Source organism: Mycobacterium sp. NGS54, assembly GCF_059812465.1.
Genome location: NZ_JCALCS010000005.1, coordinates 36,459 through 59,941, shown reverse-complemented (window position 1 = coordinate 59,941; position 23,483 = coordinate 36,459). Strand labels below are relative to the sequence as shown.

The 23,483-nt window shown below is 64.5% G+C and carries 17 protein-coding genes, 1 tRNA gene and 2 pseudogenes; 3 read left to right on the top strand and 17 right to left on the bottom strand.

Translation table 11 applies throughout. The annotated features are described in order from the left end of the window. Positions 1 to 77: 77 nt before the first annotated feature. The 6 genes from AC5Y5E_RS16150 to AC5Y5E_RS16125 form a co-directional block, all read right to left on the bottom strand. The gene (locus AC5Y5E_RS16150; RefSeq protein WP_499903986.1) at positions 78 to 668 is read right to left on the bottom strand and encodes a carboxymuconolactone decarboxylase family protein; all 591 of its coding nucleotides are present in this window, start codon (positions 666 to 668) and stop codon (positions 78 to 80) included. Continuing rightward, positions 661 to 1,767 carry an LLM class flavin-dependent oxidoreductase gene (locus tag AC5Y5E_RS16145; protein WP_083174131.1) on the bottom strand — a complete coding sequence of 369 codons (1,107 nt, stop codon included), beginning with the start codon at positions 1,765 to 1,767 and terminating at the stop codon, positions 661 to 663. Before AC5Y5E_RS16145 ends, AC5Y5E_RS16150 begins: the two co-directional genes overlap by 8 nt. 79 nt (positions 1,768 to 1,846) lie before the next feature. Next, a complete protein-coding gene (locus AC5Y5E_RS16140; RefSeq protein WP_232078300.1) occupies positions 1,847 to 2,653 on the bottom strand; it encodes a crotonase/enoyl-CoA hydratase family protein in 807 nt (268 codons plus the stop codon). Then, complete coding sequence (locus AC5Y5E_RS16135; RefSeq protein WP_499903985.1) at positions 2,650 to 3,792, bottom strand: thiolase family protein; 1,143 nt, start codon at positions 3,790 to 3,792, stop codon at positions 2,650 to 2,652. Before AC5Y5E_RS16135 ends, AC5Y5E_RS16140 begins: the two co-directional genes overlap by 4 nt. Positions 3,793 to 3,919: 127 nt before the next feature. Then, positions 3,920 to 5,170, bottom strand: coding sequence for an acyl-CoA dehydrogenase family protein (locus AC5Y5E_RS16130; protein ID WP_499903984.1), 1,251 nt, complete (start codon positions 5,168 to 5,170; stop codon positions 3,920 to 3,922). A gap of 59 nt (positions 5,171 to 5,229) precedes the next feature. Beyond that, positions 5,230 to 6,417, bottom strand: a complete 1,188-nt coding sequence (locus tag AC5Y5E_RS16125) for an amidohydrolase family protein (RefSeq protein WP_499903983.1) — start codon at positions 6,415 to 6,417, stop codon at positions 5,230 to 5,232. Between the two features lie 361 nt (positions 6,418 to 6,778). On the opposite strand from AC5Y5E_RS16125, the gene AC5Y5E_RS16120 reads away from it, so the two are divergent. Continuing rightward, entirely contained in the window at positions 6,779 to 7,651 is an 873-nt protein-coding gene (locus tag AC5Y5E_RS16120; RefSeq protein WP_083174128.1) for an SDR family oxidoreductase, read from the top strand. 51 nt (positions 7,652 to 7,702) lie between these two features. Here the strand turns inward: AC5Y5E_RS16120 and AC5Y5E_RS16115 are convergent, their stop codons facing one another. From AC5Y5E_RS16115 to mobF, 6 genes and pseudogenes are all read right to left on the bottom strand, one after another. Further along, positions 7,703 to 8,455, bottom strand: coding sequence for an SDR family NAD(P)-dependent oxidoreductase (locus tag AC5Y5E_RS16115; RefSeq protein WP_083174127.1), 753 nt, complete (start codon positions 8,453 to 8,455; stop codon positions 7,703 to 7,705). Continuing rightward, positions 8,455 to 9,282, bottom strand: coding sequence for an SDR family NAD(P)-dependent oxidoreductase (locus tag AC5Y5E_RS16110; protein WP_499903982.1), 828 nt, complete (start codon positions 9,280 to 9,282; stop codon positions 8,455 to 8,457). The genes AC5Y5E_RS16115 and AC5Y5E_RS16110 overlap by 1 nt, the downstream gene beginning before the upstream one ends. Before the next feature lie 161 nt (positions 9,283 to 9,443). Then, positions 9,444 to 10,673: a CaiB/BaiF CoA transferase family protein gene (locus AC5Y5E_RS16105; RefSeq protein WP_083174125.1), complete on the bottom strand. Its 1,230-nt coding sequence runs from the start codon at positions 10,671 to 10,673 to the stop codon at positions 9,444 to 9,446. 71 nt (positions 10,674 to 10,744) lie between these two features. After that, positions 10,745 to 11,887: an acyl-CoA dehydrogenase family protein gene (locus AC5Y5E_RS16100; RefSeq protein WP_083174124.1), complete on the bottom strand. Its 1,143-nt coding sequence runs from the start codon at positions 11,885 to 11,887 to the stop codon at positions 10,745 to 10,747. Positions 11,888 to 12,843: 956 nt separating this feature from the next. Beyond that, positions 12,844 to 13,236, bottom strand: a pseudogene (locus tag AC5Y5E_RS16095) (integrase core domain-containing protein); the annotation flags it as partial. A 4-nt stretch (positions 13,237 to 13,240) separates the two neighbouring features. Then, a pseudogene (gene mobF, locus AC5Y5E_RS16090) lies at positions 13,241 to 14,564 on the bottom strand (MobF family relaxase); the annotation flags it as partial. A gap of 674 nt (positions 14,565 to 15,238) precedes the next feature. Between mobF and AC5Y5E_RS16085 the strand changes: the two are divergent. After that, positions 15,239 to 15,469 carry a helix-turn-helix domain-containing protein gene (locus tag AC5Y5E_RS16085; RefSeq protein WP_083174122.1) on the top strand — a complete coding sequence of 77 codons (231 nt, stop codon included), beginning with the start codon at positions 15,239 to 15,241 and terminating at the stop codon, positions 15,467 to 15,469. 2 nt (positions 15,470 to 15,471) lie between these two features. Here AC5Y5E_RS16085 and AC5Y5E_RS16080 read toward each other — a convergent pair whose 3' ends face one another. Next, positions 15,472 to 16,755: a tyrosine-type recombinase/integrase gene (locus tag AC5Y5E_RS16080; protein WP_499903981.1), complete on the bottom strand. Its 1,284-nt coding sequence runs from the start codon at positions 16,753 to 16,755 to the stop codon at positions 15,472 to 15,474. 99 nt (positions 16,756 to 16,854) lie between these two features. Then, a tRNA-Ile gene (locus AC5Y5E_RS16075) sits at positions 16,855 to 16,928 on the bottom strand. A 253-nt stretch (positions 16,929 to 17,181) separates the two neighbouring features. On the opposite strand from AC5Y5E_RS16075, the gene AC5Y5E_RS16070 reads away from it, so the two are divergent. Next, positions 17,182 to 19,758, top strand: a complete 2,577-nt coding sequence (locus AC5Y5E_RS16070) for a cation-translocating P-type ATPase (protein ID WP_499903980.1) — start codon at positions 17,182 to 17,184, stop codon at positions 19,756 to 19,758. Here AC5Y5E_RS16070 and AC5Y5E_RS16065 read toward each other — a convergent pair. Genes AC5Y5E_RS16065 through AC5Y5E_RS16055 form a run of 3 tightly spaced genes read right to left on the bottom strand, consistent with a single transcriptional unit; the run spans position 19,740 to position 23,465 of the window. Then, on the bottom strand, positions 19,740 to 20,567 hold the full coding sequence (locus tag AC5Y5E_RS16065; RefSeq protein WP_499903979.1) for a carboxymuconolactone decarboxylase family protein: 828 nt from the start codon (positions 20,565 to 20,567) through the stop codon (positions 19,740 to 19,742). The two genes, AC5Y5E_RS16070 and AC5Y5E_RS16065, sit on opposite strands and share 19 nt — an antisense overlap. A 10-nt stretch (positions 20,568 to 20,577) precedes the next feature. After that, complete coding sequence (locus tag AC5Y5E_RS16060) at positions 20,578 to 21,951, bottom strand: metallopeptidase TldD-related protein (protein WP_499903978.1); 1,374 nt, start codon at positions 21,949 to 21,951, stop codon at positions 20,578 to 20,580. Next, positions 21,948 to 23,465 carry a TldD/PmbA family protein gene (locus tag AC5Y5E_RS16055; RefSeq protein WP_499903977.1) on the bottom strand — a complete coding sequence of 506 codons (1,518 nt, stop codon included), beginning with the start codon at positions 23,463 to 23,465 and terminating at the stop codon, positions 21,948 to 21,950. The genes AC5Y5E_RS16060 and AC5Y5E_RS16055 overlap by 4 nt, the downstream gene beginning before the upstream one ends. Between the last annotated feature and the right edge of the window lie 18 nt (positions 23,466 to 23,483).

Below are 23,483 nucleotides of genomic sequence, written 5' to 3'. Positions count from 1 at the left end.
GCGCCGAGCCGACATTGAGCCACCGAGAGCCGGCCTGGAGGCGCCTCACCACCAGTATGAGTGCACTCGCTCCTGAGTCATTCGACGACGTGCGGCACAGCGTGGGGTCGGTAGGCAGGCTCGATCCTCACGCCGAACGAGCGTGCCGCGAAGGCGACCATGTGGTAGTGCCCGACTACCATCGGCACCTCGATCAGCTGCTCCTGGTCGTAGTGCACCGCCAGGACCGACCATGTCGACGCCGAGATCTCGCACTCGTCGTGGAGTTCGTCGGCGCTTCTGATCAGCGCCGACTCCAGTTCCGTCCAGCCGTCGGCGCCGGCGCCGGCGCGGACCCGGTCGACCTCCTCGGACGTCATCCCGGCGTCCGAGGCAAACACCAGGTGATGGGCCCATTCGTAGGCGGCCCCGCAGCGATCGGCGGTCCGCAGGATCAGCAATTCCCGGTCACGGGCAGACAACTTCCCGCTGAGCAGGCCTCCGCACAGTGGCAGCCAGCGGCGGAAAAGGCGCTGGTGTCGCACCAGGGTAGTGAACAGATTGAGGTCACGCCCCGGCCCGACTTTATCGAGCAGCTCGTTCGTCGCGTCATCGCGCTCGTCGACCGGGAGCGGCGCGATGCGGACTTCGGAGCGGTCTTCCCCAGCCGAGGCCGCGCCCTCAGGCATGCGCCGGGACGGCAATGGGAGGCAACGCACGCTCGGGGTCGATGGTCTTCAACCGGGGCAACACCTTCTCTGCGAACAATTCCTGATTGGCCGTAGCGATCTCGGGGCTCATTCCCGCGAAGGACAGTACCGCCGTCATCCCGACGCCGTCGATGCGACGAACATGGTCGGTCAACTGTTCCACCACCTCGTCCGGCGTGCCATAGACCTGCAATTCGGCGAGGAATTTCACGAAGTTATCCGCCCCGTGCTTTTCGATGTTGGCGGCGAACTTGCCGTAGTACTCGTAACCGGGGACCTTCGCCAGGCCTGGATTGCTGAACTCGTACCAATCGAAAGTCGATTTCGCGTACCTGTAGTGATACTGCTCGTGCAACTCTTGTGCGGCAGCCGACGACTCGTGCACGATCACAAAGGACATGAGCAGTGGTTTGGGCGGCTCGTAACCGTTTAACTCGACGAACCGATCGTGGTACTTCGTGACGTCGGCAACCGTGACGTCCCAGGGCTTTTGGGCGATCACCATGATGCCCGCACCGAGTTCAGCGACGATGTCCATCGATTCAGGCGACACCGAGGATGCGTATGTGCGGTTGCGCAGCGGAGCCAGTGGCTGGGGTCGAAGTTGCACGGGCGGCTGCTTCCAGAGTTCACCTTCCGACTCGATGATGCCGGTGTCGAAGGCGTTGAGGATGCCTTTTGCATACTCCTGGAAGCGCTGGCGCGACTCCCCCATGTTCAGCCGGAAGCCCTCGAATTCGTGGCGGCCGAGGCCGCGGCCGATGCCGAACAACAGACGACCGTTCGAGAGGTGGTCGAGCACCGAGAGCTCCTCAGCGACCCGCAGCGGTTCATGCCACGGAAGCACCACGACTGAGGATCCCAGCCGGACGTGCTTAGTCTTGGCCGCCAGATACGTCAACAGCTGCAACGTGTTTGGTGACACGTCGTAGCCGCCGAAGTGGTGCTCGGCGATCCAAAACGACTCGAAGCCGAGGGGCTCCGCCTGTTCTGCAAGCGCGATCTCGTGCTTGTACAGCGCTGAGTCGGAACGATCCTCGTCGGGGTTCTGGAAGAAGACGCTCTTGCCAACGTGCATGTGTTTGACCTATCTGAAGTTCGGTTGACGGTCAGATTCTACCATAAAGTAGAATTTCGTCTACAGTCGTTCGCCACACTTAGCGTGCTTGCCATACGGGTGAACGCTTCTCGGCGAACGCGCGAGGCCCCTCCTTCGCGTCCTCGCTGGCAAGGAGCAGCTCACCCTCGCGTGCGACTCTCGCCCACTTGGGCTCCTCGGCCTCGACGATGCTGCCATCAGCTCCGTAAGCCACGCGCTTGCTCGCCTGGACGGACAGTGGCGCGTTCACGGCGATCCGCTCGGCGAGCTGCAGCGCGTTCTCCACCACTGTGCCGTCGGGAACGACCCTGTTCACCAACCCCCAACGTGCTGCCTCGGCAGCCGAAATCGGGTCGCCCGTGTACAGCAGTTCGAGTGCAACCTTGCGCGGCAGTTGCTCGACGATACGAAAGACACCACCCGCGCCAGCAATCAGACCGCGCTTCACCTCCGGCAATCCGAAGACAGCCCGCTCCTCCGCTACGACCAGATCGCTTGCCAGCGCCAGCTCGGTGCCGCCACCGAGCGCTGAGCCGTTGACCGCGGCGATGACGGGCTTGTCGATGAAGTGGTGGACGAGTCCGGCGAAACCCCATTCCGGATGGTCTGGATGCAACACACTCTCGCCACGAGACAACGCTTTGAGGTCGGCCCCTGCGCAGAACGACTTGTCACCCGCACCGGTCACCACGACCGCCCAGACTGTCGGATCATGCTGCGCTGCCTCGAGCGCATCACCGACGGCTGCACTTACCGCTTCGTTTACGGCATTGCGGGCGCCGGGTCTGTTGATGGTGATGATGAGGACCCGTCCGGACTTCCGGATGAGCGCCGCATCCGTGCTCACGGCCTCCGACGTCGTCACACCAACTCCACGATGGTCGCGTTGGCCTGGCCGCCACCTTCGCACATCGATTGCAGCCCGTACCTGATGTTGTTCGCCCTCATGTGATGGACCATGGTCGTCAGCAGTCGGGCACCGGAGCCCCCGAGGGGATGGCCGAGGGCGATCGCGCCGCCGTTGGGGTTCAACAGCTTCTCGTCCGCGCCGATCTCGAGCTGCCATGCCATCGGCACCGGTGCGAATGCCTCGTTGATCTCGAACACCCCGATGTCGCGGACGTTGAGTCCGGACTTGCGTAGCGCCTTCTGGGTAGCCGGAATGGGCGCGGTGAGCATCAGGACTGGATCGGCGCCCGCGAGCACAGCGGTGTGCACGCGGGCGATCGGCGTGCAGCCGAGCTCCTTGGCCTTCTCTCCCGACATGACCAGCAGTGCCGCCGACCCATCGGAGATTTGTGAAGCGTTGCCCGCATGGATGACGCCGTCCTCCTTGAAGGCCGGCTTGAGACCAGCGAGCGTTTCTACCGAGGTTCCGCGCCGAATACCTTCATCGGCTGTCACGAGGGAACCGTCGGCGCGAAGAATGGGCACGATCTGGTCGTCGAAAGCGTGCGAATCCTGTGCGGCTGCGGCCTTCTGGTGGGATTGAGCGGAGAACTCGTCGAGCTGTGTTCGGCTCAGTGCCCACTGCTGGGCGACCAGCTCCGCTCCCACACCTTGATTTGGGATTCCGTAGCGCGTTTGAAACCGCTCGGGGAAAGGGCCGGCGCCGAATTCGGCCGCAGAACCGATGATCACCTGAGACATCGACTCCACTCCCCCGGCGACCACGACGTCGTACTGTCCGGCGATCACGCCCGCGGCGGCGAAGTGCAAGCTCTGCTGACTCGATCCGCATTGCCGATCGACCGTCACGCCGGTGACCGTGTCCGGCCATCCGGCAGTCAGCGCCGCGGTACGTGCGATGTCACTGGACTGTTCGCCGATCTGGCCAACGCAGCCCCAGATCACGTCGTCGACGACGGCCGGATCGACGCCGGCTCGGTCCACCAGCGCGGCGAGCACCTGCGCGGAGAGCTCCGCTGGATGGACGTCGGCCAGTGCGCCGTTGCGCTTACCGACGGGCGATCGGACGGCCTCTACGATGTATGCGTCGACCATGGATTGCATTCCCTTCATTCGTTGCGTCAAGGACGCCATTTCGATAGCTCTTCTGAAGCCGTTGCGCCACAGTTGATGTCGGCGGTGACCAGTGATCGAGAGGACCGCCGACGCGACGTGGCAGTAGTTAGAACTTGTAGGCACCCGACAGGAGGTACTTGGCGATGGTGCGCCGCTGAACTTCTGGCGGACCTTCACTGATCCGCGACACGCGTGTCGTGTGCCAGCCATGGATCATCGCCGCTTCGTTGCTCAGTCCGATCCCGCCCAGAATCTGCATCGACCGGTCGTACACGCGGTACATCGCCTCGGCGACGAGTACGTGGCTCATCGCAGACTCGAATCGCGCCTGATCCCCGGCGTCGTGTTTGCGGGCAACGTCAAGCGATGCCAAACGCGATGTGTAAATGTCCATGCAGTTGTCGGCAAGCATGTTTTGGATCGACTGGTGCTCACTTAGCGTCTTCCCGAATGTTTTGCGCACCTTCGCATAGTCGGCGGCCTTATCGTTGGCCCACCTACCCAGACCGATCAGTCGCGCAAGCTTCGTCATCTTCAGCAGGCCCGAGCCCTCCATTGCCACACGGAAGCCCTCGCCAACTTCACCGAGCCGGTACTGATCCGGAATGCGGACGTCGTTGAAGGTGAGGATTGCTTCTTCGCCGCCGATTTCGTCGAACACCTTGACGATCGAGTACAGGTCGTATCCGGGAACATCGGTGGGCACGTAGAAGCCGGTCAGTCCTCCCTTGCGCGCCGCGAAGCGCTCGCGGTCGGTGATGGCGAACGTGATCAAGAAGTCAGCGGTCGGCGCCCACGAGGCCCATTGCTTGGTGCCGTTGAGCACCCAGTAATCTCCGTCATGGACAGCGGTGGTGGTCATCATCCAGGCGTCGGAGCCTGCGTCGGGCTCCGACATTGCAAATGACCCCTGTACCTCGCCGCGCATGAGCTTGGGCACCAGATCCGCCTTCAGAGCATCAGATGCGTAGGTCCACAACGCCGTCGGACCTGTGCTGGCGTGAGCGAGGACTTGGAAGGCCAGCTGCGTCTGGGGTGAGCCGTACCGGTAACAGAGCGCCTCGAACACTTCGAAGTACAGTTCGGCCCTCAGCCCGCCGCCGCCGAGTTCGGAGGGGCAGAACATTGTGTAGAAACCGGCTTCGGCCGAAGCCATCCGCGCAGCCCTGCGGGCCTGCACTACCTCGTCTGCGATGCGCCCGTCTTCGCGCCAGTACAGCCGCGGGTTGTGCAGGGCCGCCTCGATGGGTTGCTGAATTTTCGCGACTTCTCGGTCGATGAAGGCAAACAGCGCGTCGCACACCTCTTTGGCGCCCAAATCGGTGGGTCCGACGACTTCATTCATTGCCACGGCCACCTCATCACTCCTTTTGAAACCTCGGTCTGGCCCATTTCGGACCAGACCGAGGCAAGTCGCTAATCCTGAAGACAGGCTTCTACGTCAATGTGATATAGGCGGGCCGCATTCTCGTAGAAGATCTTGCGACAGGCGTCCATGGGCAATTCCTTGAGCGTCTCGTCGACCACTTCCCGCGGAGATATCGCCGTCGAGGCCGGCCCGGGAGACAGGCTCGTGGGGTGGGGGAAGTCCGTCTCGAACATCAGGTTGTCGGCGTACGCCGCGCCCATGTAGCGCACCGTTTCGCGTTCGAACCAGTACGTGGTGTAGATCTGGTTGCGGAAGTAGTGGCTGGGAAGTTCGCGGTCCGGATGAGCCTTCGCAGCACCGGAGTTCTTCCAGTTCCAGTCCGCGCTCTCGATGAGATACGGGATCCACCCGAAGCCACTTTCGACATTGACAAAGTTCAGGCCCGGGTACTTGTGACACACGCCGGACAGCAGCAGCTCAGACACGTTCTCGCACAGTCCCATCAACGACATCGTGGTCTCCTGCGCGTAGTCGGCCGGGCCCTGGACGTCTTTGATCATGCGGACCCAGTCCTCTTCGGTCTGAGACTGATATCCGACATGGAAGTTGACGGAAAGCTGACGTTCCTCGGCCGCCTTCAGGATCGGCGCCCAATGGTCGTCGCGCAGGCGCGGCAGACCCAACTTGTAGGGTTTGGCCATGAAGTTGATGCCGCGGTGGCCATTGTCGTGGCACCGCTCCAACTCCTTGACCGCCTCGTCCAGGTCCCAGAAAGGCAGCGTCGTGAGGCAGACGAACCGCTCCGGAGCAACAGAAGCGAACTCGGTCAAGAAGTCGTTGTACGCACGGATGCAATCCAAGACAAGTTCGGGCTCGTTGTAGCCCATGAAGGCATCCATGGAAAACGCCAGCAGATTCGGGTAAGGAACCTCGGCGGCGATCTTCAGCGAATCCATCCGCTTCACCCGCTCCTTGGCGTCGAACGCTGCCGGGTCCGCCGCCTCCGCGGACGGCGGATGCTTGGGCGGAAACTCATGCCAACCCGCCATCGCATAGCCGGACACCCCGGACAGTCGGCGCCCCCCGATGATCCAGATATCTTCGCCCCGACGCTCGTCGAAGACCACCTTGGGAGCAAGCTCGCTCCACTTCGAAGGCAGCCGGGACGTCCACAGGTCGGGCGGTTCACTTAGATGGGTGTCGGTATCGATGATGGGGATCACTGGGGCGCTCAATTGAGCAACCTCCTATTCAGGCACGGCAGCTGCAGCAGCCAGACGACTTTCTACTACATGTTCGAAAGTAGCACCTCGCGAAGGCGGAACGCAAGCGACCGAGTGCGGGCACACCGCCAACCACGCACGAGGTCGAAGCAGCCCGCTTTCCATTATTCTGCCTCGTGATAGATTCTGTTGCTGTACCGAATCCTGCTGAAAGTTTGCCATGCCCGCTCCGTCGTTCGATCCAAGACTGCTCCGAGACGTATTCGCCTGTCACTCACTAATTTTCTACCGCAGCCGCTGCCATGCGCTCGCCTTCGTCGAAGCGTGAACCACCATCGAATCCGCCCTTCGGCGTTATCAGGAAGGAACATCCATGCCAGGAGTGCAGGACCGCGTCATCGTCGTCACCGGAGCCGGGGGCGGCTTGGGACGTGAGTATGCGTTGACGCTCGCGCGAGAGGGCGCCAGCGTCGTGGTCAACGATCTCGGCGGGGCGCGCGACGGCACGGGCGCCGGGAAGAACATGGCTGACGACGTGGTCGAGGAGATCCTGAACGCCGGCGGCCGGGCGGTGGCCAACTACGACAGCGTGGCCGAGACAGCCGGTGCCGAAAACATCGTCAAGACCGCGCTCGACGAATTCGGCAAGATCGACGGCGTCGTCAGCAATGCCGGTATCTTGCGTGACGGCACGTTTCACAAGATGACGTTCGAGAACTGGGACGCCGTGCAGAAGGTGCATCTCTACGGCGGGTACAACGTTATCCGCGCCGCGTGGCCGCATTTCCGCGAGCAGCACTTCGGCCGCGTCGTGGTCGCCACCTCGACCAGCGGGCTGTTCGGCAACTTCGGCCAGGCCAATTACGGTGCCGCCAAACTCGGCCTCGTCGGGCTGATCAATACGCTGGCGCAAGAGGGCGCAAAATACGACATCATGGCCAACGCCGTGGCACCGATCGCCGCGACGCGCATGACGCAAGACATCATGACCCCGGAGGTCTTCGAGCGCCTGACGCCCGAATATGTTGCGCCGGTGGTGGGCTACCTGATGACGGAGGAGAACTCCGACAGCGCTTCGGTGTTCATCGTTGGCGGGGGCAAGGTGCAGCGCGCGGTGTTGTTCCAGAACGACGGTGTGACCTTCTCCGGGGCAGCGCCGAGCATCGACGACATCGCGGCGAAGTGGGGCGAGATCACTGACGTCTCATCCGCCAAGCTGGCCACCTTCGAGGTCGACGCGCTCTAGACACACGGCCGAGGTGCCGCCGCGGGCACGACGCGGCGGCACCGTCGAGCGCTACGCCTCATAGCCATCGGTGCCTGCGCGCGCCATCACGACCCGACCGATGACCGAGCGCGCCGACATCCTCAGCAAGCACTCGACCAGGGTCGCCACGTCGTCAGCCGGGATCATCGCCTCGGGAGCGATGCGACCACGCACCCACTCCGACATGTCGGTGTCGACGTAAGCGGGTGCGATCGAGGTAGCAGATATGCCGGTGCCCGACTCCTCGGCGTTCAACGTGTCCACCAGCGAAGCTATCGCGGCCTTCGATGCGCCGTACGCAGCCAGTTGGGCCTCGGCGTAGATGGCGGTGATCGACGAAAGCACGATGATCTTGGCCCCCTCGGACGGATGCCGAGCGACCGCCGAGCGCAGCAGCGGCAAGGCTTCCTGGATCAGGACGAACGGGCTCCGGAAGTTCACCGCGATGGTCTTGTCCAGTCGCTTCAGGGGGTAGTCGGCGATCGACCCCGCTGTACCCACGCCAGCATTGAGTATCAATGCCGACATGTCGCCGTATTCGTCGCGGTGTCGCTGGATCAGACCGACAGAAGCGTCCGGATCAGCCATGTCTACAGCGATGGAAAGTACTGCAGGCGAGCCTAATTCGCGCAGATCGTCGCGCACCGCCGCCAGGGCTTCTTCGTTGCGAGCGGTGATGGTAAGCGCCATGTTCCGCGCGGCCAGCCGCCGTGCGATTGCCAATCCGATCCCGCGAGAGGCGCCGGTGATGAGGGCAGAACGCGCAGGAGTGCGGTCGGCCATCACGCTCGACTCGCAGACGCCTCAAACGCGGCGTCGATCTTTCGGAACCGGCGCGCAATCGGCTCGCGGCACTCGTCGTGGGTGAACAAGTACAGTTCGTTCGATCCAATCGCGTCGACGACGATTTTCGCGACCTCGTCCGCCGACACGATGCGACCCGCGAACCCAGGGTCGTCGAAATCGACATCGGTTCCTGCGCTCGGACCGCCGAGACTTTCCGGTCGGTTGCGATGCGAGGCCTCGATGTTGGTGCCGACCTTCATCGGGCAGAGCACGCTGACCTTCACCAACGACTTGCGCAGCTCACGATGCAACGTCTCGGCGAGCGCCACGACACCGTATTTAGTGACCGAGTAAGGACCCAGTCCTTCATTCGTGACGACGCCCGCGAATGAAGCCGTGAAGAAGATGTGCGCATCCCGGTCGGCCCGCACGATCGATGGGAGAAACGCCTCGACACCGTGAATGGGACCCCAGAGATTGACACCGATCATCCACTCCCAGTCCTCGTGCGTCGCATCGACCAGCGGCCCCGTGGCTCCCACGCCGGCATTGAGAAACAAGATGTCGACCGGGCCGAAGCGCTGACTGGTGCGCGCTGCAAGGCTCTCGACGTCTGCACGCTTGGAGACATCAGTACGGACTAGCAATACTTCGGTGCCGGCGGGCAGTTCCGCTCCAGCGGAGTTCAAAGCCGCCTGTTCGATGTCGGCCAGCACGAGCTTGCAACCACGATCCGCCAGACTTCGTGCCGTCGCCAAACCGATCCCGCTGGCTCCGCCGGTAATGACGGCGACTTTGCCCCTCAGTGAATCACTCGAACCCATGTGCTGACACCGTCCTCTGCTGGCACCTTGCGTAAACGCTCCGCGATCCAGATCGAGAGACACGCATCGGGGAGATCGGTCGTGGCCGTACTTTCTATATCTGAATAGATTCTAGCTTAGACTGGTCCCATCGCGACAACGAATCCTCAGAAGCTAGCGTCTTAGACAATGACGCCTTCCATCTTGAGCTCGCCAAACGTGACGTCGTCGACCCCGATCTCGCGCAGGATGGCGTCGGTGTGTTCGGCGAATTGCGGCGCCCGCTTCGACGGAGCAGTCGAAATATCGAATTGAATCGGATTCGCCACCAGCTTGCGCGGAACACCCTGCGCGTCAACGACTTCGACGATCCCGCCGTTGGCGACCAGGTCGTCATCGTTGGCGAGGTCCCAACTGTCCTGCCACACCGCCCACGCGCCACTACATCCGCTGAGCCGACGCTCGCATTCGTCGAGAGGATATCGGCCGATCAAATTCGCGACGATCTCACATGCCGAGTGGATATTCTCGGCGATAGCATCGTGCGTGGCGAAGCGCTTGTCCGCGGCGGCTTCAGGGCTGCCCATGCACATGCAGAACTCCGACCAATAAGGCAACGGATCGAGCATTGCCAACTGAACGAACCGGCCGTCGCGCGTGCGGTAGCTCGCGACGAGCGGATTACCGGCCACGGGCGTGTCGAGTTCCACCTTTGGCAGGTGCCCGCCGCTCATCAGCGCCATGTTGACATCGAACTGCGTCGCCCATGCCCCGACGCCCAGCAGTGACACGTCGATCACCGACGGTTGTCCGGACACGCGACGTCGGTAGAGCGCGGCGGCCACGCCACCGGCGATAGCCAGCCCGCCGATGTTGTCGCCATACGCACCGCACGGCATGTACGTCGGCTCTCCGGCAAGGCACGACGTCGCCCCGTCTGCACTACCCCCTCTCGCCCAAAATGCGGTGGTGTCATAACCCGGCCGGTCCCTGCCGGGACCACGACCGCCGAATCCACTACCCACCGCATAGATGATGTCGGGATTGATGCTGCGCACGTCATCGACATCAATGCGCAACTTGGAGCGGACAACTGGCAGGTGGTTGGTCAGGATGACGTCGCTGCGCCGGAGCAGCGCCTCCAAGATCGGCCGCGCCAGCGGGGACGTCAGACCCAGCCCGATACTCCTCTTACCTCGATTGGGCGCCTCGATGTGTGGCGTGAACGGGCTCGATGGCTCTGACCACTCGCTGTGCGACGCCGTGAACAGGTTACGCTGGGCGTCGCCCGTCACCGGATTCTCGACCTTGATAACATCAGCGCCCCAGTCGGCGAGTATGGCCCCTGCTGACGGCACGAAGGTGAACTGCGCTACTTCCAGGACTCGCACACCCGCCAGGGGTTTATCCATGTCGACACCCTCTTGATCTCGATCGATTAGTCGCAGATGCGCGTCGCGACGTCAGGACGTCCGCTGCGAAGTCAAAGCCCGAGGTCACGCCCGATCAGGTCTTTCATGATCTCGGTCGTTCCCCCGAGGATCGTCTGGATGCGTACGTCTGCGTAGTCGTTAGCAACCCGGTACTCCCTCATGTAGCCGTAGCCGCCGTGGAGCTGCACGCAGCCGTCGACGACCTTCTTCGCAACTTCCGTGCACCACCATTTGGCCTTCGCCGCCTCGACCGCCGATAGGTCGTCATCGACGACCGCTGACAGGCATCTGTCGATGTACTGCTCGGAGACGTCTAGTTCGGTATCCATCTCGGCCAGTAAGAATCTGTTGTGCTGGAAGCTGCCGATCGATTGACCGAACGCCTTGCGATCCTTCGCATATTGCAGAGTCTGCCGCCAAGTTTCTCGGGCGCCGGCAATCGCGGAGATGGCGATCGACAGTCGCTCCGAGGGAAGGTTGTGCATCAGGTGGTAGAACCCGCGGCCTACCTCGCCCAGGACGTTCGCCATCGGCACGCGAACGCGCTCGAAATGGAGTTCGGCGGTGTCGTGTGTGTGCAGACCGAGCTTGTCGAGCTTTCGGCCACGGATGAAGCCCGGCATGTCACGCTCCACCACAAGGAGCGTGAACCCCCGGTGGCCAGCAGAGGGATCGGTCCGCGTCACGACGACGACGAGATCTGCGTTGATTCCTGATGAGATGAAGGTCTTCGACCCGTTCAGGACCCATTCGTCGCCGTCGCGCACCGCGGAGGTACGGATCCCGGCCAGATCACTACCCGCACCAGGCTCGGTCATAGCAATTGCGACGATGGTTTGTCCGCTGATGATTCCCGGCAACCAGCGCCTCTTCTGCTCGTCAGTCGTCAGCGACTTGAAATACGGCCCGACGACGTCGTTCTGAAGCGTGAGAGCGGGGACGCGGGTTCCGAACTTGGACAGCTCTTCATTGATCACCGCGTTGAAGCGGAAGTCGTCGCTGCCGCCGCCGCCGAATTCCTCGGGCATATTGAAACCGATCAGACCGTATTTGCCGGCTGCGATGAACGCCGATCGGTCAACGATCCGCAGCCTCTCCCATTCGTCGGCGTAAGGCGCGACCTCACGTTCGATGAAGTTCTTAGTAGTCGCACGGAGTTGCTCGTGCTCGGCATTGAAAATGAGGCGTCTCACCCGATACCCCTGCGCTTTCGTTAGCCACGCGCGGTGGCTGGCTGGCTGGCTGGCTGCCGATGGGATCTGCCTCAGCGGGATCCGCGATGCGGGTGTCGCGTGGTTCGTCGGCAATCCGCCAGATGCATTTTTGGTTTTCAGACAGATTATACTAACGAGTCGAATTTTCCTAGGCCCGCGGAGCCTCTCCAATCCGCCTTCCCGCGATGCAAACCACGACGACGTGCGGCATTGCGATGCTCATCCCGTTTCTCCGCAGACTGTCTCGACGGATCCGTGTTATCGCATAAGCGTGCGCCCATGGGCAGCAGTCACACGCGGGCCGCCTGGCGGGCCGCCACCCCCGCGACCTTTGGCTCGAAGATTCTGTCCGCACTCCCCTAAGTCAGCAAAGCCGCTGCCGACCGTCTACATTCGGCACCCGAGCCGGCCTGTTCCGCGGCGACAGGCGTCGCAGATCGGCGCAGAGAAAGCGCAGCGTCCCGAGGTAGATCACCAGCTCATCGTATTGCCGTTAGGGGCGGTCGAGCCCCAAACCGGCCAAGCCCTCACTCGAAGGCGAGCGCCGCCAGTCGCTGTCGAGGAGCCGCGGTTAGGGCGGTTCAATTCGGTGAGCAGGCCATTACCGGGTGAAGACCGTCGAGGGGCGCTCTGCGAACTCGAACACGAGGCCGTTCGGCGATCCCAGGAGAACGATGTGCAGCCCGTCGATCTTGTTTCCCGGCAATACGTTTCGTCGGGCATGCCCAGGATCGCACCGTTGGTGGCAGTGGCGCGACCAGTGCGCATCCTCTTGCCGAATCCCAAGTCTCCCGAATAACCCGCTTCGTTTCCTCCATCGATGCGCACTTCAGGTTGGCGTGCAGGAACCGTCGTGCCGGTCATCGGATGCCGTCGAAGCAACCGAACTGACTGTCAGATTCATGATTTGTTCGTCGCCTAGCTGTACTCGGCCATCAGGTTGGTCGCAGTCGGCTGATCGGGGGTCGCCCTTCGAGTGCGCTGTGGCGTCGTCGAGTGTTGTAGAGCTCGAGCCAGGGCGCAAGGGCGCAGGCCCGCTCGGCGTTGGAGCCGAAGACCTGGTGGTAGGCCCACTCGGTTTGCAGGGTGCGGTTGAACCTTTCCACCTTGCCGTTTTGCCATGGGCAGTGTGGCTTGATGAAGTTGTGTGTAGCTCCCAGTTGGGTGATAGCAGTGGCCACCTGGGTCGATCGGCGGTAGCTGAAGTGGTTGTCGGTGAGCACTCGCTCGATACGCGAAATACCTTGTGCAGCAAAGTAGTCGGCAGCTCGGGTGAGAAAGCCCGCGCAGGTGGGCCCCTTCTCGTCGGGCAGGATCTCTGAGTACGCCGCCGGCGGCGCGCACATCCAGGCGCGCGCGGGGGTCGGTCGCGTCCACCAGGGCGAAAATGCGCTCCTCCTCGGTGATCACCGCGTCCACGGTGAACATCTCATGGCCCTCACGGTGATGCGCCTGCCGAGGCGCGCTGATGCGCATCCCGACCATGTCGACGATCTGCTCGATCAGCGTGCGCGCATCCCCGGGCGCGTCCACTGGCAGCAGCGCACCCACCCACTCCACCAGGTCCGCGCGCGTGCACGCGGCCTTGTCGATCTCGGCGACCAGGCGCGCCAACCGCGCCCGATCGGTCAACAGCCGCGGGGCCGCGCGCCGCTGGGCGCGCGCCGCCGCATGCGCTGCGCGGTCCAAGTGCAGACCCCGCGCATCAGCGCGCCACTGCGCTTTGAGCTCAGCCCACGACACTGATTCCGGCTTGGCGGACCGCGTCGCTTTCTGCGCGGCCGCCAACTGTTGCGCGCTCGGCGCCCCATCCACCAGCGCCAGGTTGTTGCGCGCCCACTCCCGCAACCGGCTGGAGCGCCGCGACCACGCCCGGATGCTCTCGTGTGGCACCGCGGCGATCTCGGCCATCCCGGTCAACGGGTCCACCGACGCCCACTCCACACCCAACTCGGCGTGCAACTCATGACGCAGCGTCGCCTGATACACGATGCCGGCAGCCTTGGCTTCGTGAAATAGCGACTTGGAATCCAGTGACACCAGCGCGCCGTCGGCGCGGGCCTGGCGGTTGGGCACAATCACGTGCGAGTGCAGATGCGGATCTCCACAGCGCGAGATTTCATGCTGATGGGCGATCGCCACCAAACCGGGCAACCGCTGCAAGTCCTTCCTGCCCGTGCGCGGGTTGTGCACGCGCGTGTATCCGGCATGTTGATGCAGATAAATCATGGCCGCGCTGATCGCACGCGAATGGGCGGCCTGCATCGCTTTTTCGCCGGCGTCGTCGGTCAAGGCGCGAAGCAGCGACACACTCTTGGGCGCGGCAAAGGTCAAATCGAACCCGTGCACACTGCCCTTCGTAAAAGCCCGGCCCGCTTCGCGGTTGGGTGCGATCCCCTCATCCAGCCAGCGCCCCACCACCTCAGGATCGGCGATACCTCCGTCGATTGCACGCCAGTCCAGCCCGACGAGCTCCACGGTGCGGGCGGCGTCCCCGGCGATCAACCAGGTCAGGCGCCCGAGTGTCGCCTTCCGAGTAATACTCCCCCAGCCCCCCATTGGCACGCTGGTGATCGACGGTGGCGTGTGCGGCCCGCCGGGCGGTGTCGTTGTAATAGTTGATGCTCCAACGCGATAGCCGCGAGATCGTCAACACTGGCGACCACCTCACAGCCTCCGCGAGCGAAACCAGCTGTAGCGGCTGGGATCTGGGGCTGGGCACCGCGCAGCCCCAGATCAGTATCGCACCCTTGTGCCAATGTGCCAGAGGTATTTGGGGGTGCCATGAATGGAAGTCCTTGTAATGACGTTGATTTGGGATAAGTTGGGAAGAGACTTGGATTCGGGATGGTAATTTTGAGATGTTTCTAGTACGCGTTGGGAAGTGTTGGAGTGCAGAGGTGTTGGGCATGTTGCTACGACGGTGCCCGATTGGGCGCTCCACGCGGCCGTTCGGGTTGGAACAGGTGGAGCAACTGGATAATCCGGTCGGACAACCACTTTGCGTTATCGTGGGCTAGTCAGCCTGGGCGCGCGCCAGCTCGACGTTCGCGACCGAGTGGCCGAAAATTGCGCACAGAGGGGTGTGAATAGCGGCTTACAGTTACGGTATGCCGTTCACCGGTGAGCCGGCGTACAAAGTTCGCGAACCCGCCAACCTCAGCGAGCCACGATGACGAGCTCCACATCCAACGGCCGGGAGATGCTCACGGCCGGCCAAGTTCACGAGTTAACGGGCCTGCGGGTCTGGAGCCTCCACGACCCACCCCCGTCGAGCGGCGCGGTTGGGCGCGAGAAAGAGCAAATCGTTCAGCCAAGGCGTGACTTGGCATGACGGCCGCGCAACGCTCGTCATTACAGGGCGGTAACCCTATGTCCGACCGACTGACATTGCGACAAGCGTCTGAGTACCTCAATATCCCAGTCAACACACTGCGCTGGTATCGAACGTGCGGAAGCGGTCCACTGTCGTATTCCCTTGGCGGCAAGGTGTTCTACGACAGGACCGACCTTGACGCTTGGGTGGCCACCGAGAAGGCGGCGACAGCGAGGGGTGGGTGAGCCTAGTCCGCCATGCGAGCGGCCTGATCCATTGCCTTCGCCAGGTTGTCGAAGTCGTCCGGCAGCATGTGACTGTAAACGTTCATCGTCGTCATCGGTGATCTGTGTCCCAAAAGCTTCTGAACCGTCACCACAGACGCGCCAGCGCTCAATGCCAACGATCCAGCGGTGTGTCGCAGGGTCTTTGGGCTGATGCCGGTTAGGCATGCCTCATCGGCTGCCCGGTCGAAACGCCACCGAAACCAGTCCAGCGGTGTCGGGCCGCCATCGTGATGTGGGAACAGGTACTCGGACGGGTCGCGGTCCGCGATCACGTCGGCCAAAGTGGCAGCCAAGAACTCGGTCAAGATAGGCACGGTGCGGTCCTGGTGTGTCTTGGTGTCGTCCTCGACGTGCCCATCACCGGTGACGTACGTGACCGACCGGGATACCCGGATGCGCCGCCGCGTCAGGTCCACATCCCCTACCCGCGCGGCAGCCAGTTCCCCGTACCGCATGCCGCCGTAGGCCAACACGTACACCATCGCTCGGATCTCGGCGCGGGCCTCGGCGAGCCGCCGTACTTGGTCATGGCTCAGCGCCACATCCTCGCGCGAGGACTTCCGGGGTTGCTCCACGCCATCGGCCGGATTGGCGCCGACGTAGCGCTTGCGCACCGCAAACGCGAGAACCTGATCAACCACTTGGAAGGACTGGATAACTCGCGCGGCCGACAAGCCGGCCGGCGCGTCGTCGTCCTCGGTCCGCTTGGGCGCGCGCTGACGGGCAGCAGGATCAGTGGCCAGCCACCACACCCAAGCCTGTATCGCGTCGTGATCGATATCCTTGAGCTGTACGTCCCTCCACTTCGGCAGCACCACGACGTCCAGGAGCCGCCGATAGCCCACGAGTGTCTTCCGCTTCAGCCGTCTGAGCGCAGACCGATTCTGCGCTTTGACCGTGAACCATCGCTCCGCGACCACGCCAAAGGTCATCGACGCACGCCTCGGGTCTGCGTACATGCCGGTGCTGAGGGCTGTGGTCACGGTGCCGATGTGGTTCTGGGCTTCGGCCTTGCGGTCGAACGCTTTGGTCCGCTCGTTGCCGTCGTGGTCGACCCATCGGGCCATCCATCGCTTGCCCTGGGCGTGGCGGGCGGTAGTGACCTGCGTGCAGGGCGTCCCGTGCTTGGGGTCCACACACCAGCTGCCGGAACTCGGGTGGTCGGTCGGATACGGGACCTGCTCACCCCGCCGCGGCGGGCGGTGCCAGCGATCTTCCACGCCTGCGCGCGCGCTGCGCTTCACCAGGCCAAGGATACCGTCCTGCGGACTGTGTGCGGACCATACAATTTCAGCAAACTATAAAGACTGACTAGATATATAATTTGAACTGGTATTTGCGTGTGGGGCGGGCGGGGCTCGAACCCGCGACCAACGGATTATGAGTCCGCGGCTCTAACCAACTGAGCTACCGCCCCCAGATTGATCTTTCCGTAGGAAACGGTAGCCCAGCGCCTAGAGTCACCTTTGATTGGACGACCCCGTCGAGCGGGCAGGTCAGGGTCGGGTAACGCCTGGCAGGCGCCATCTCCCCGTCGCTAGGTCTGCTCAATCTCTGCTCGGGCCCGCGGTTAGCGCCATCATGAAGAAGAGAACTCGACGGATGTTCATTAGCGCGCTTGTCATCGCGGTCGAGAGATCCCGCGTCGCGGCTCAGCTGAGAGGAGATACATGGCCGACGTCATGACGCCCGGCCTGACGACCGCGGAGGCCGCCGAACGCCGCGAACGCGGCGGCGTCAACAGGCTGCCCGAGTCGAAACGGCCGTCGGTCGCACGCCGATTGCTCGGGGAGCTGACGCACTTCTTCGCGTTACTGCTCTGGGGGGCTGCAGCGCTCGCGTTTTTCGCGAAGCTTCCTCAACTCAGTGTCGCGATCATTGCGGTGATCGTGCTCAACGGAGTCTTCGCGTTGATCCAGCAAGCACGGGCCGACCGGGCCGCCGATCGGCTCCAGGAAATGCTGCCGACCCGCGTCACGGTCTGGCGTGACGGCCGTCGGCAGGTGATCGAGTCCGAGGACGTGGTGGTGGACGACCTTCTGCTGCTCGAAAGCGGCGACCGGGTGCCGGCCGACGCCGTGGTGCTCACCCAGAATCGACTACTGGTCGACTCCTCCATGCTCACCGGCGAGAGCGAGGCCGGCTCCGTCGCCGAAGGGGAAGCGCTGTTCGCAGGCACCTTCGTCGTCGAGGGAGATTCACGCGCCCTGGTCACCGCGATCGGCCAACAGACGCGCCTGGCCGGGATCACCCGGCTGACAACGTCGACGACCAAGCCCGACACTCCACTGACCCGCGGCCTGCGCAGCGTCGTTCGACTCATCGCGGCGATCGCGATCGGCGTGGGCGTGCTGTTCCTGCTCATCTCAGTCGTCGTGGGCAACCCGATCCAGCAAGCCTTCGTGTTCGCGATCGGCGTCACGGTTGCCCTCGTCCCGGAAGCCCTGCTTCCCACGGTCACACTGTCCCTCGCCTGGGGCTCCGAGCAAATGGCCAAGCGGCAGATCCTCGTCCGCAATCTCGAGGCCGTCGAGACGCTAGGCTCCACCACCTTTATCTGCACCGACAAGACGGGCACCCTCACGCGCAACCAGATGACCGTCGTGGAAGCCTGGACGCCCGCCGGGTCCCTGACCATCGAGGGCGCCGGCTACGGGCCAACGGCCAGACTGGCGTGGTCCTCATCCGCCGCAGCGGATTCCGTCCGCGCGCTCGCCCTCGCCGGCGAGCGCTGCTCCACGGGATACGCCGAAGAGGTCGATGGGCAGTGGCGGGCGCACGGGGATCCCATGGAGGCCGCCCTCGATACCCTCGCCCGGCGACTGGGCATCGACACGGTCGAGGACCGTCGTATCGGCCCGGCGGAACTGCGGTTTCCTTTCGATCCCCGGCTGCGCCGAATGGCCGTGGTGTTGGCCGACGAGATCTTGGTGAAGGGAGCGCCGGACGCCGTGCTCCCGCTCTGCGGTGACGACCCGGCGGCCCATCAGGCGGTCGAGATCCTCACCGCCCGCGGGCTGCGGGTGCTCGCCATCGCAGCGAGTCCGCGTAACGGCCGTACTCCGCGGGACCAGAAGGAGTGTGATCAGCAGCTGCAACTGCTGGGACTCGTGGCGCTGGAGGACCCGCCTCGGGACGACGTCTCGGAGTCGCTCCAGGCCTGCCGGAGGGCGGGAGTCAAGGTGGCGATGGTGACCGGTGACCATCCGGCCACCGCCACGGCCATCGCCGACGAGGTCCGGCTGCGGTTGCCGGACTCAGCGGTGCTATCGGGGGCAAGCCTGCCCGACGACGAACAGCATCTGGCCGCTCTGCTCGACCGCGACGGGCTCGTGATCGCCCGCGTCGCCCCGGAGGACAAACTCCGCATCGCCCGCGCGCTTCGCTCACGGGGTCACGTCGTGGCGATGACGGGAGATGGGGTCAACGACGCGCCGGCGCTGCACGAGGCCGACATCGGTGTGGCCATGGGCCGGTCCGGGACCGACGTCGCCCGCGAGGCGGCCGACCTCGTCCTGCTCGATGACTCGTTCGCAGGGATCGTGGCCGGCATCGAGCAGGGCCGGGCGACCTTCGTCAACATCCGCAGGTTCCTGACCTACCACCTGACCGACAACGTCGCCGAGCTCGCACCGTTTCTCGTCTGGGCACTGTCGGGCGGCCTGTTCCCGCTCGCGCTGGGTGTCCTGCAGATCATCGCGCTCGACATCGGCACCGACACGCTGTCCGCGGTCGCGCTCGGGGCCGAGCCGCCCGCCAAGCACCTGCTCGAGGGGCCCCCCGTTCGCGGCCGGCTGATGAACCACACCGTGCTGCGCCGGGCCTTCGGAGTGCTGGGCCCACTCGAGGCCGCCCTGTCCCTCACCGCATTTCTGGTGTCTTTGATAGCGCTCGGCTGGCGTCCCGCGAATCCCTTCCCCACCGGGCACCACCTTGCGATGGCATCCGGTGCGGCGTTCATCACCGTCGTCTTGGCTCAGACGGCCAACGTCTTCGCCTGCCGGTCCTCTTCACGTTGGCCCGGTGCGCTGGGCTGGACCACCAACCGGCTCTTGATCCCGGCGGCGCTCATCGGGCTGACTATCTCCTTGGTCCTGCTCTGGGTGCCGCCCATTGCCAGGCTGCTCGGCCAGTGGAATCCCCCGCTGTGGGGATGGGCGGTCGCGCTTGGATCGGTGGCAATTCTGCTCGGCGTCGATGCGTTGGATAAGTACGTGCGAGCGCGCCGTCAGGCGAAAACCGTCTGACCGTCGACGTCGAGCAGGTAACGCTCCGTGCCCTGCTCGACCCGCGGGGCGTCGGCATCCAGCGACACGGCGACCTTATTGCTGGCGTTGCGCATGACGTCGAAGGTGAGCTCGACGGCCTCGGCCTCGGAAAACCCCGAGCGCACCTCGGCGGCAACGTCGGCGACGAGGTGCGCAGGCGTCCAAATTAACCCATCGGTATAGCGCAGCGCTGCTTTAGCGCGGCGGGTTAACTGACTTGAGTCCTCGTACCCTTCGATGTCGCCGTACAGTGACTCGGATCCCCCGGCGTCCAGCGCGGTGGTCTCGCGCAGCGATTTGCACAGCCGGCAGTTGTGCTGCGCCGCGCCGCGCAGCCGGACCAGCTCGGCGGTGACCGGGTCCAGCGCGCGCATCCGCGCCACCGCGGGCAGAAACTCGTTGAACACCACGTCCGCAGGCTCGGTCGTGTGGTCCCAGTTGATCGGCCCGCTCACCCAACCCAGGTGTTCCGTCCCGACGCCCAGCGCCTCCAGCCCGGCCCGCACCCGCGGCACGAAATCGGCGATGTACATCTGCGTCACCACGCTGAAGGTGCTGTCCCCCAGCTGTTTCCACAACCGGGACCGCTGCTCACCGGTGATCACCGAGACGTCGGCGCTGAACTGCTCGGCGAACTCGGCGACGACGGCCTCGGCCTCCGACGCCGGCCCGGAAACCTCGACCGCGGAGGGCAACGGCGGCAGCGACATCGTCTGCGCACACACCCGCCGGACCAGGCCCGCAAGACGCCCATCTCCCGGAGACAAAGCCACCAATTGCGTCAGCATTTGTCACACGCTACTGCGCCTGGCTCACCGAAGACATATAGAAATCGGGGATCCGCAGCGACGGCATGGCCGCCCGGGTGGCCCAGTCGCCCCATTCCCGCGGCAGCGTTTTTTCGCTCACGCCGGCCTCGGTGGCCCGCCTCAGCAGGTCCAGCGGGCTCTCATTGAACCGGAAGTTGTTGACCGCCGCGGTCACCTCGCCGTCCTCGATCAGGTAGACCCCGTCGCGGGTCAGGCCGGTGAGCAGCAGCGTGGTCGGGTCGACCTCGCGGATGTACCACAGCGTGGTCAGCAGCAGGCCGCGCTCGGTGGACGCGATCATGTCGGCGGGCTCGGCCGACCCGCCGGTCATCACCAGGTTGTCGGCGGCGACCGCCACCTTGGCGCCGAATTTCTCGGCCGTGGCCCGCGGATAGGCCAACGCATTGATGACGCCGTTGCGAATCCAGTCGACCTGGCCGATCTGCATGCCGTTGTCGAACACTGACACCGTCTCCGAGGAGGCGCTGACCGCGACGAACGGCGTGCACACCAGCCCCGGCGCCATCGGGTCGGAGAACATCGTCAGCGGCAGGTCGGTCAGCCGCTCCCCCACCCGCGTCCCGCCGCCGGGCGCCGACAGTGCCGTGCGGCCCTCTTCCGTGCCGCGGCCGGCCATCGACCAGGCCAGGTAGATCATCATGTCGGCCACCGTCGAGGGCGGCATGATCGTCTCGTAGCGCCCCGCGGGCAGGGCGACGCTGCGCTTGGCCCAACCCAGCCTCGTCGACAATTGCTCGAGCAACGAATCGGTCGGCACGTCAACGAAATCCGCGGTGCCGATGCCCGCCCAGGCGCTGGCGTCGCCGCGTTTCGCGTTGATCTCCACCGCACCGGTCGGCTGGCTGAATCGCCGGCGCAGCCCGGTCGACGACGCGAGGAACGTCGTCGAAACACTGTGGTGCGCAAAGCCGTACAACCGATCGGCGCCGCGGAAGCCCCGGCTCAGCGAGTCCGCGACATCGGCGAACACCAGCGGCCCGGTGCCCGGCACGGGCGCGTCCCAGTCGGCGGGCACCCCGGTATCGACCAGCAGCGAGGCGGCGTCACCGGCCTCCGGCGCCGAGCGGGCCGCCTCCTGGGACCTCGCCACCAGCCCCGGAATCACCCGCGGATCCACCTCGGCGGAGACCACCGTGCCGATGTGTGCGCTGTCGCCTTGCCGCACTACCGAAATCACGGTGATGCTGCGGTTGACCGAAACCCCGTTGGTGGTCATGGAATTGCCCGCCCAGCGCAGCGTGGCCTCGATCTTGTCGGTGACCAGCACCATGGTCTCGCTGGCGCCGCCGAGCTTGGCCGCCTCGTCCAGCACCAGGTTGACGACGTGCTGCGGGGTGATCATCGGGCGCCCTCGCTGACCGTGTTGAGCACGTTGACCCCGCGGAACAGCGCCGCCGGACAGCCATGACTGACCGGGGCGACCTGGCCCGGTTGCGCCTTGCCGCAGTTGAACGCGCCGCCCAGCCGCCACGTCGACACGCCGCCCACGGCTTCCATGGAATTCCAGAAATCGGTGGTGGTGGCCTGGTAGGCGACGTCGCGCAGCTGGCCGTCCAGGCGGCCGTCGCGGATCCGGAAGAATCGCTGCCCGGTGAACTGAAAGTTGTAGCGCTGCATATCGATCGACCACGATTTGTCGCCGACGATGTAGATGCCATTCTCGACGCGGCCAATCAGATCGGCGGTGCTGATGTCCTCGGCGGCGGGCTGCAACGACACGTTCGCCATCCGCTGGATCGGCACGTGATGCGGCGAGTCCGCATACGAGCACCCGTTGGAACGCGGCTGCCCCAGCCGCGGGGCGAAAACCCGGTCGAGCTGGTAGCCCACGAAGATGCCGTCGCGCACCAGATCCCAGCTCTGGGCGGCCACTCCCTCGTCGTCGTATCCGACGCTGGCCAGGCCGTGTTCGACGGTGCGGTCGGCGGTCACGTTCATCACCGGCGAGCCGTAGCGCATGGTGCCCAGCTTGTCGGGGGTGGCGAACGACGTTCCGGCGTAGGCGGCCTCGTAGCCGATCGCGCGATCGTATTCGGTTGCGTGGCCGATGGATTCGTGGATGGTCAGCCACAAGTTGGTCGGGTCGATCACTAAATCCGTCGGCCCGGCCACCACGCTGGGCGACTTGACCTTCTCCGCGAGCAACGACGGCAGCTGGGCGAGCTCGTCGGTCCAGTTCCATATCTCGTCGTCGGCCAGCGCCTCCCAGCCACGCCCCATCGGCGGGGCCAGCGTGCGCATCGAGTCGAAGCTGCCGGCCGCGGGGTCCACGGTCACCGCCTCCAGCGACGGCAGCACCCGTACCCGCTGCTGGGTGATCGACGATCCGAAGGTGTCGGCGTAGAACGTCTGCTCCTTGACGGCGGTCAGGCCCGCCGACACGTGGTCGACGCCGTCGGAGCCCAGCAAGCGCCCGGAGTACTCCTCCAGCACGGCGATCTTGTCGGGACCGGGCACCTCGAACGGGTCGATCCGGTAGCTCGACACCCAGGTCGCGTCGGCGTACACGGGCTCGTCGGCGAGCTCGACGCGCTCGTTGTTGAGCATCGCCAGCGTGGTGGCCACATGCACGGCGCGGCGCGCGGTCTCAGCCGCCACGGCGGGCGCCAACTCCGCATGCGAGGCGAATCCCCAGGTGCCGTCGACGATCACCCGCACCGCCAGGCCCACCTCGCGGCTGACGACGGCGGTCTCCAGCTCGCCGTCGCGCAACTGGATGATCTCGCTGCTCAGGCGGTGAAGCCGCAGGTCGGCGTAGCTGGCCCCGGCCGCTTTGGCCGCCGACAACGCGGCGTCGGCGAGCTCGTGGCGTGGCAGGCCCAGGAAGTCGGGATCGATGCCCCGGTTCGGTGTCACCGCACCACCGTAACGACC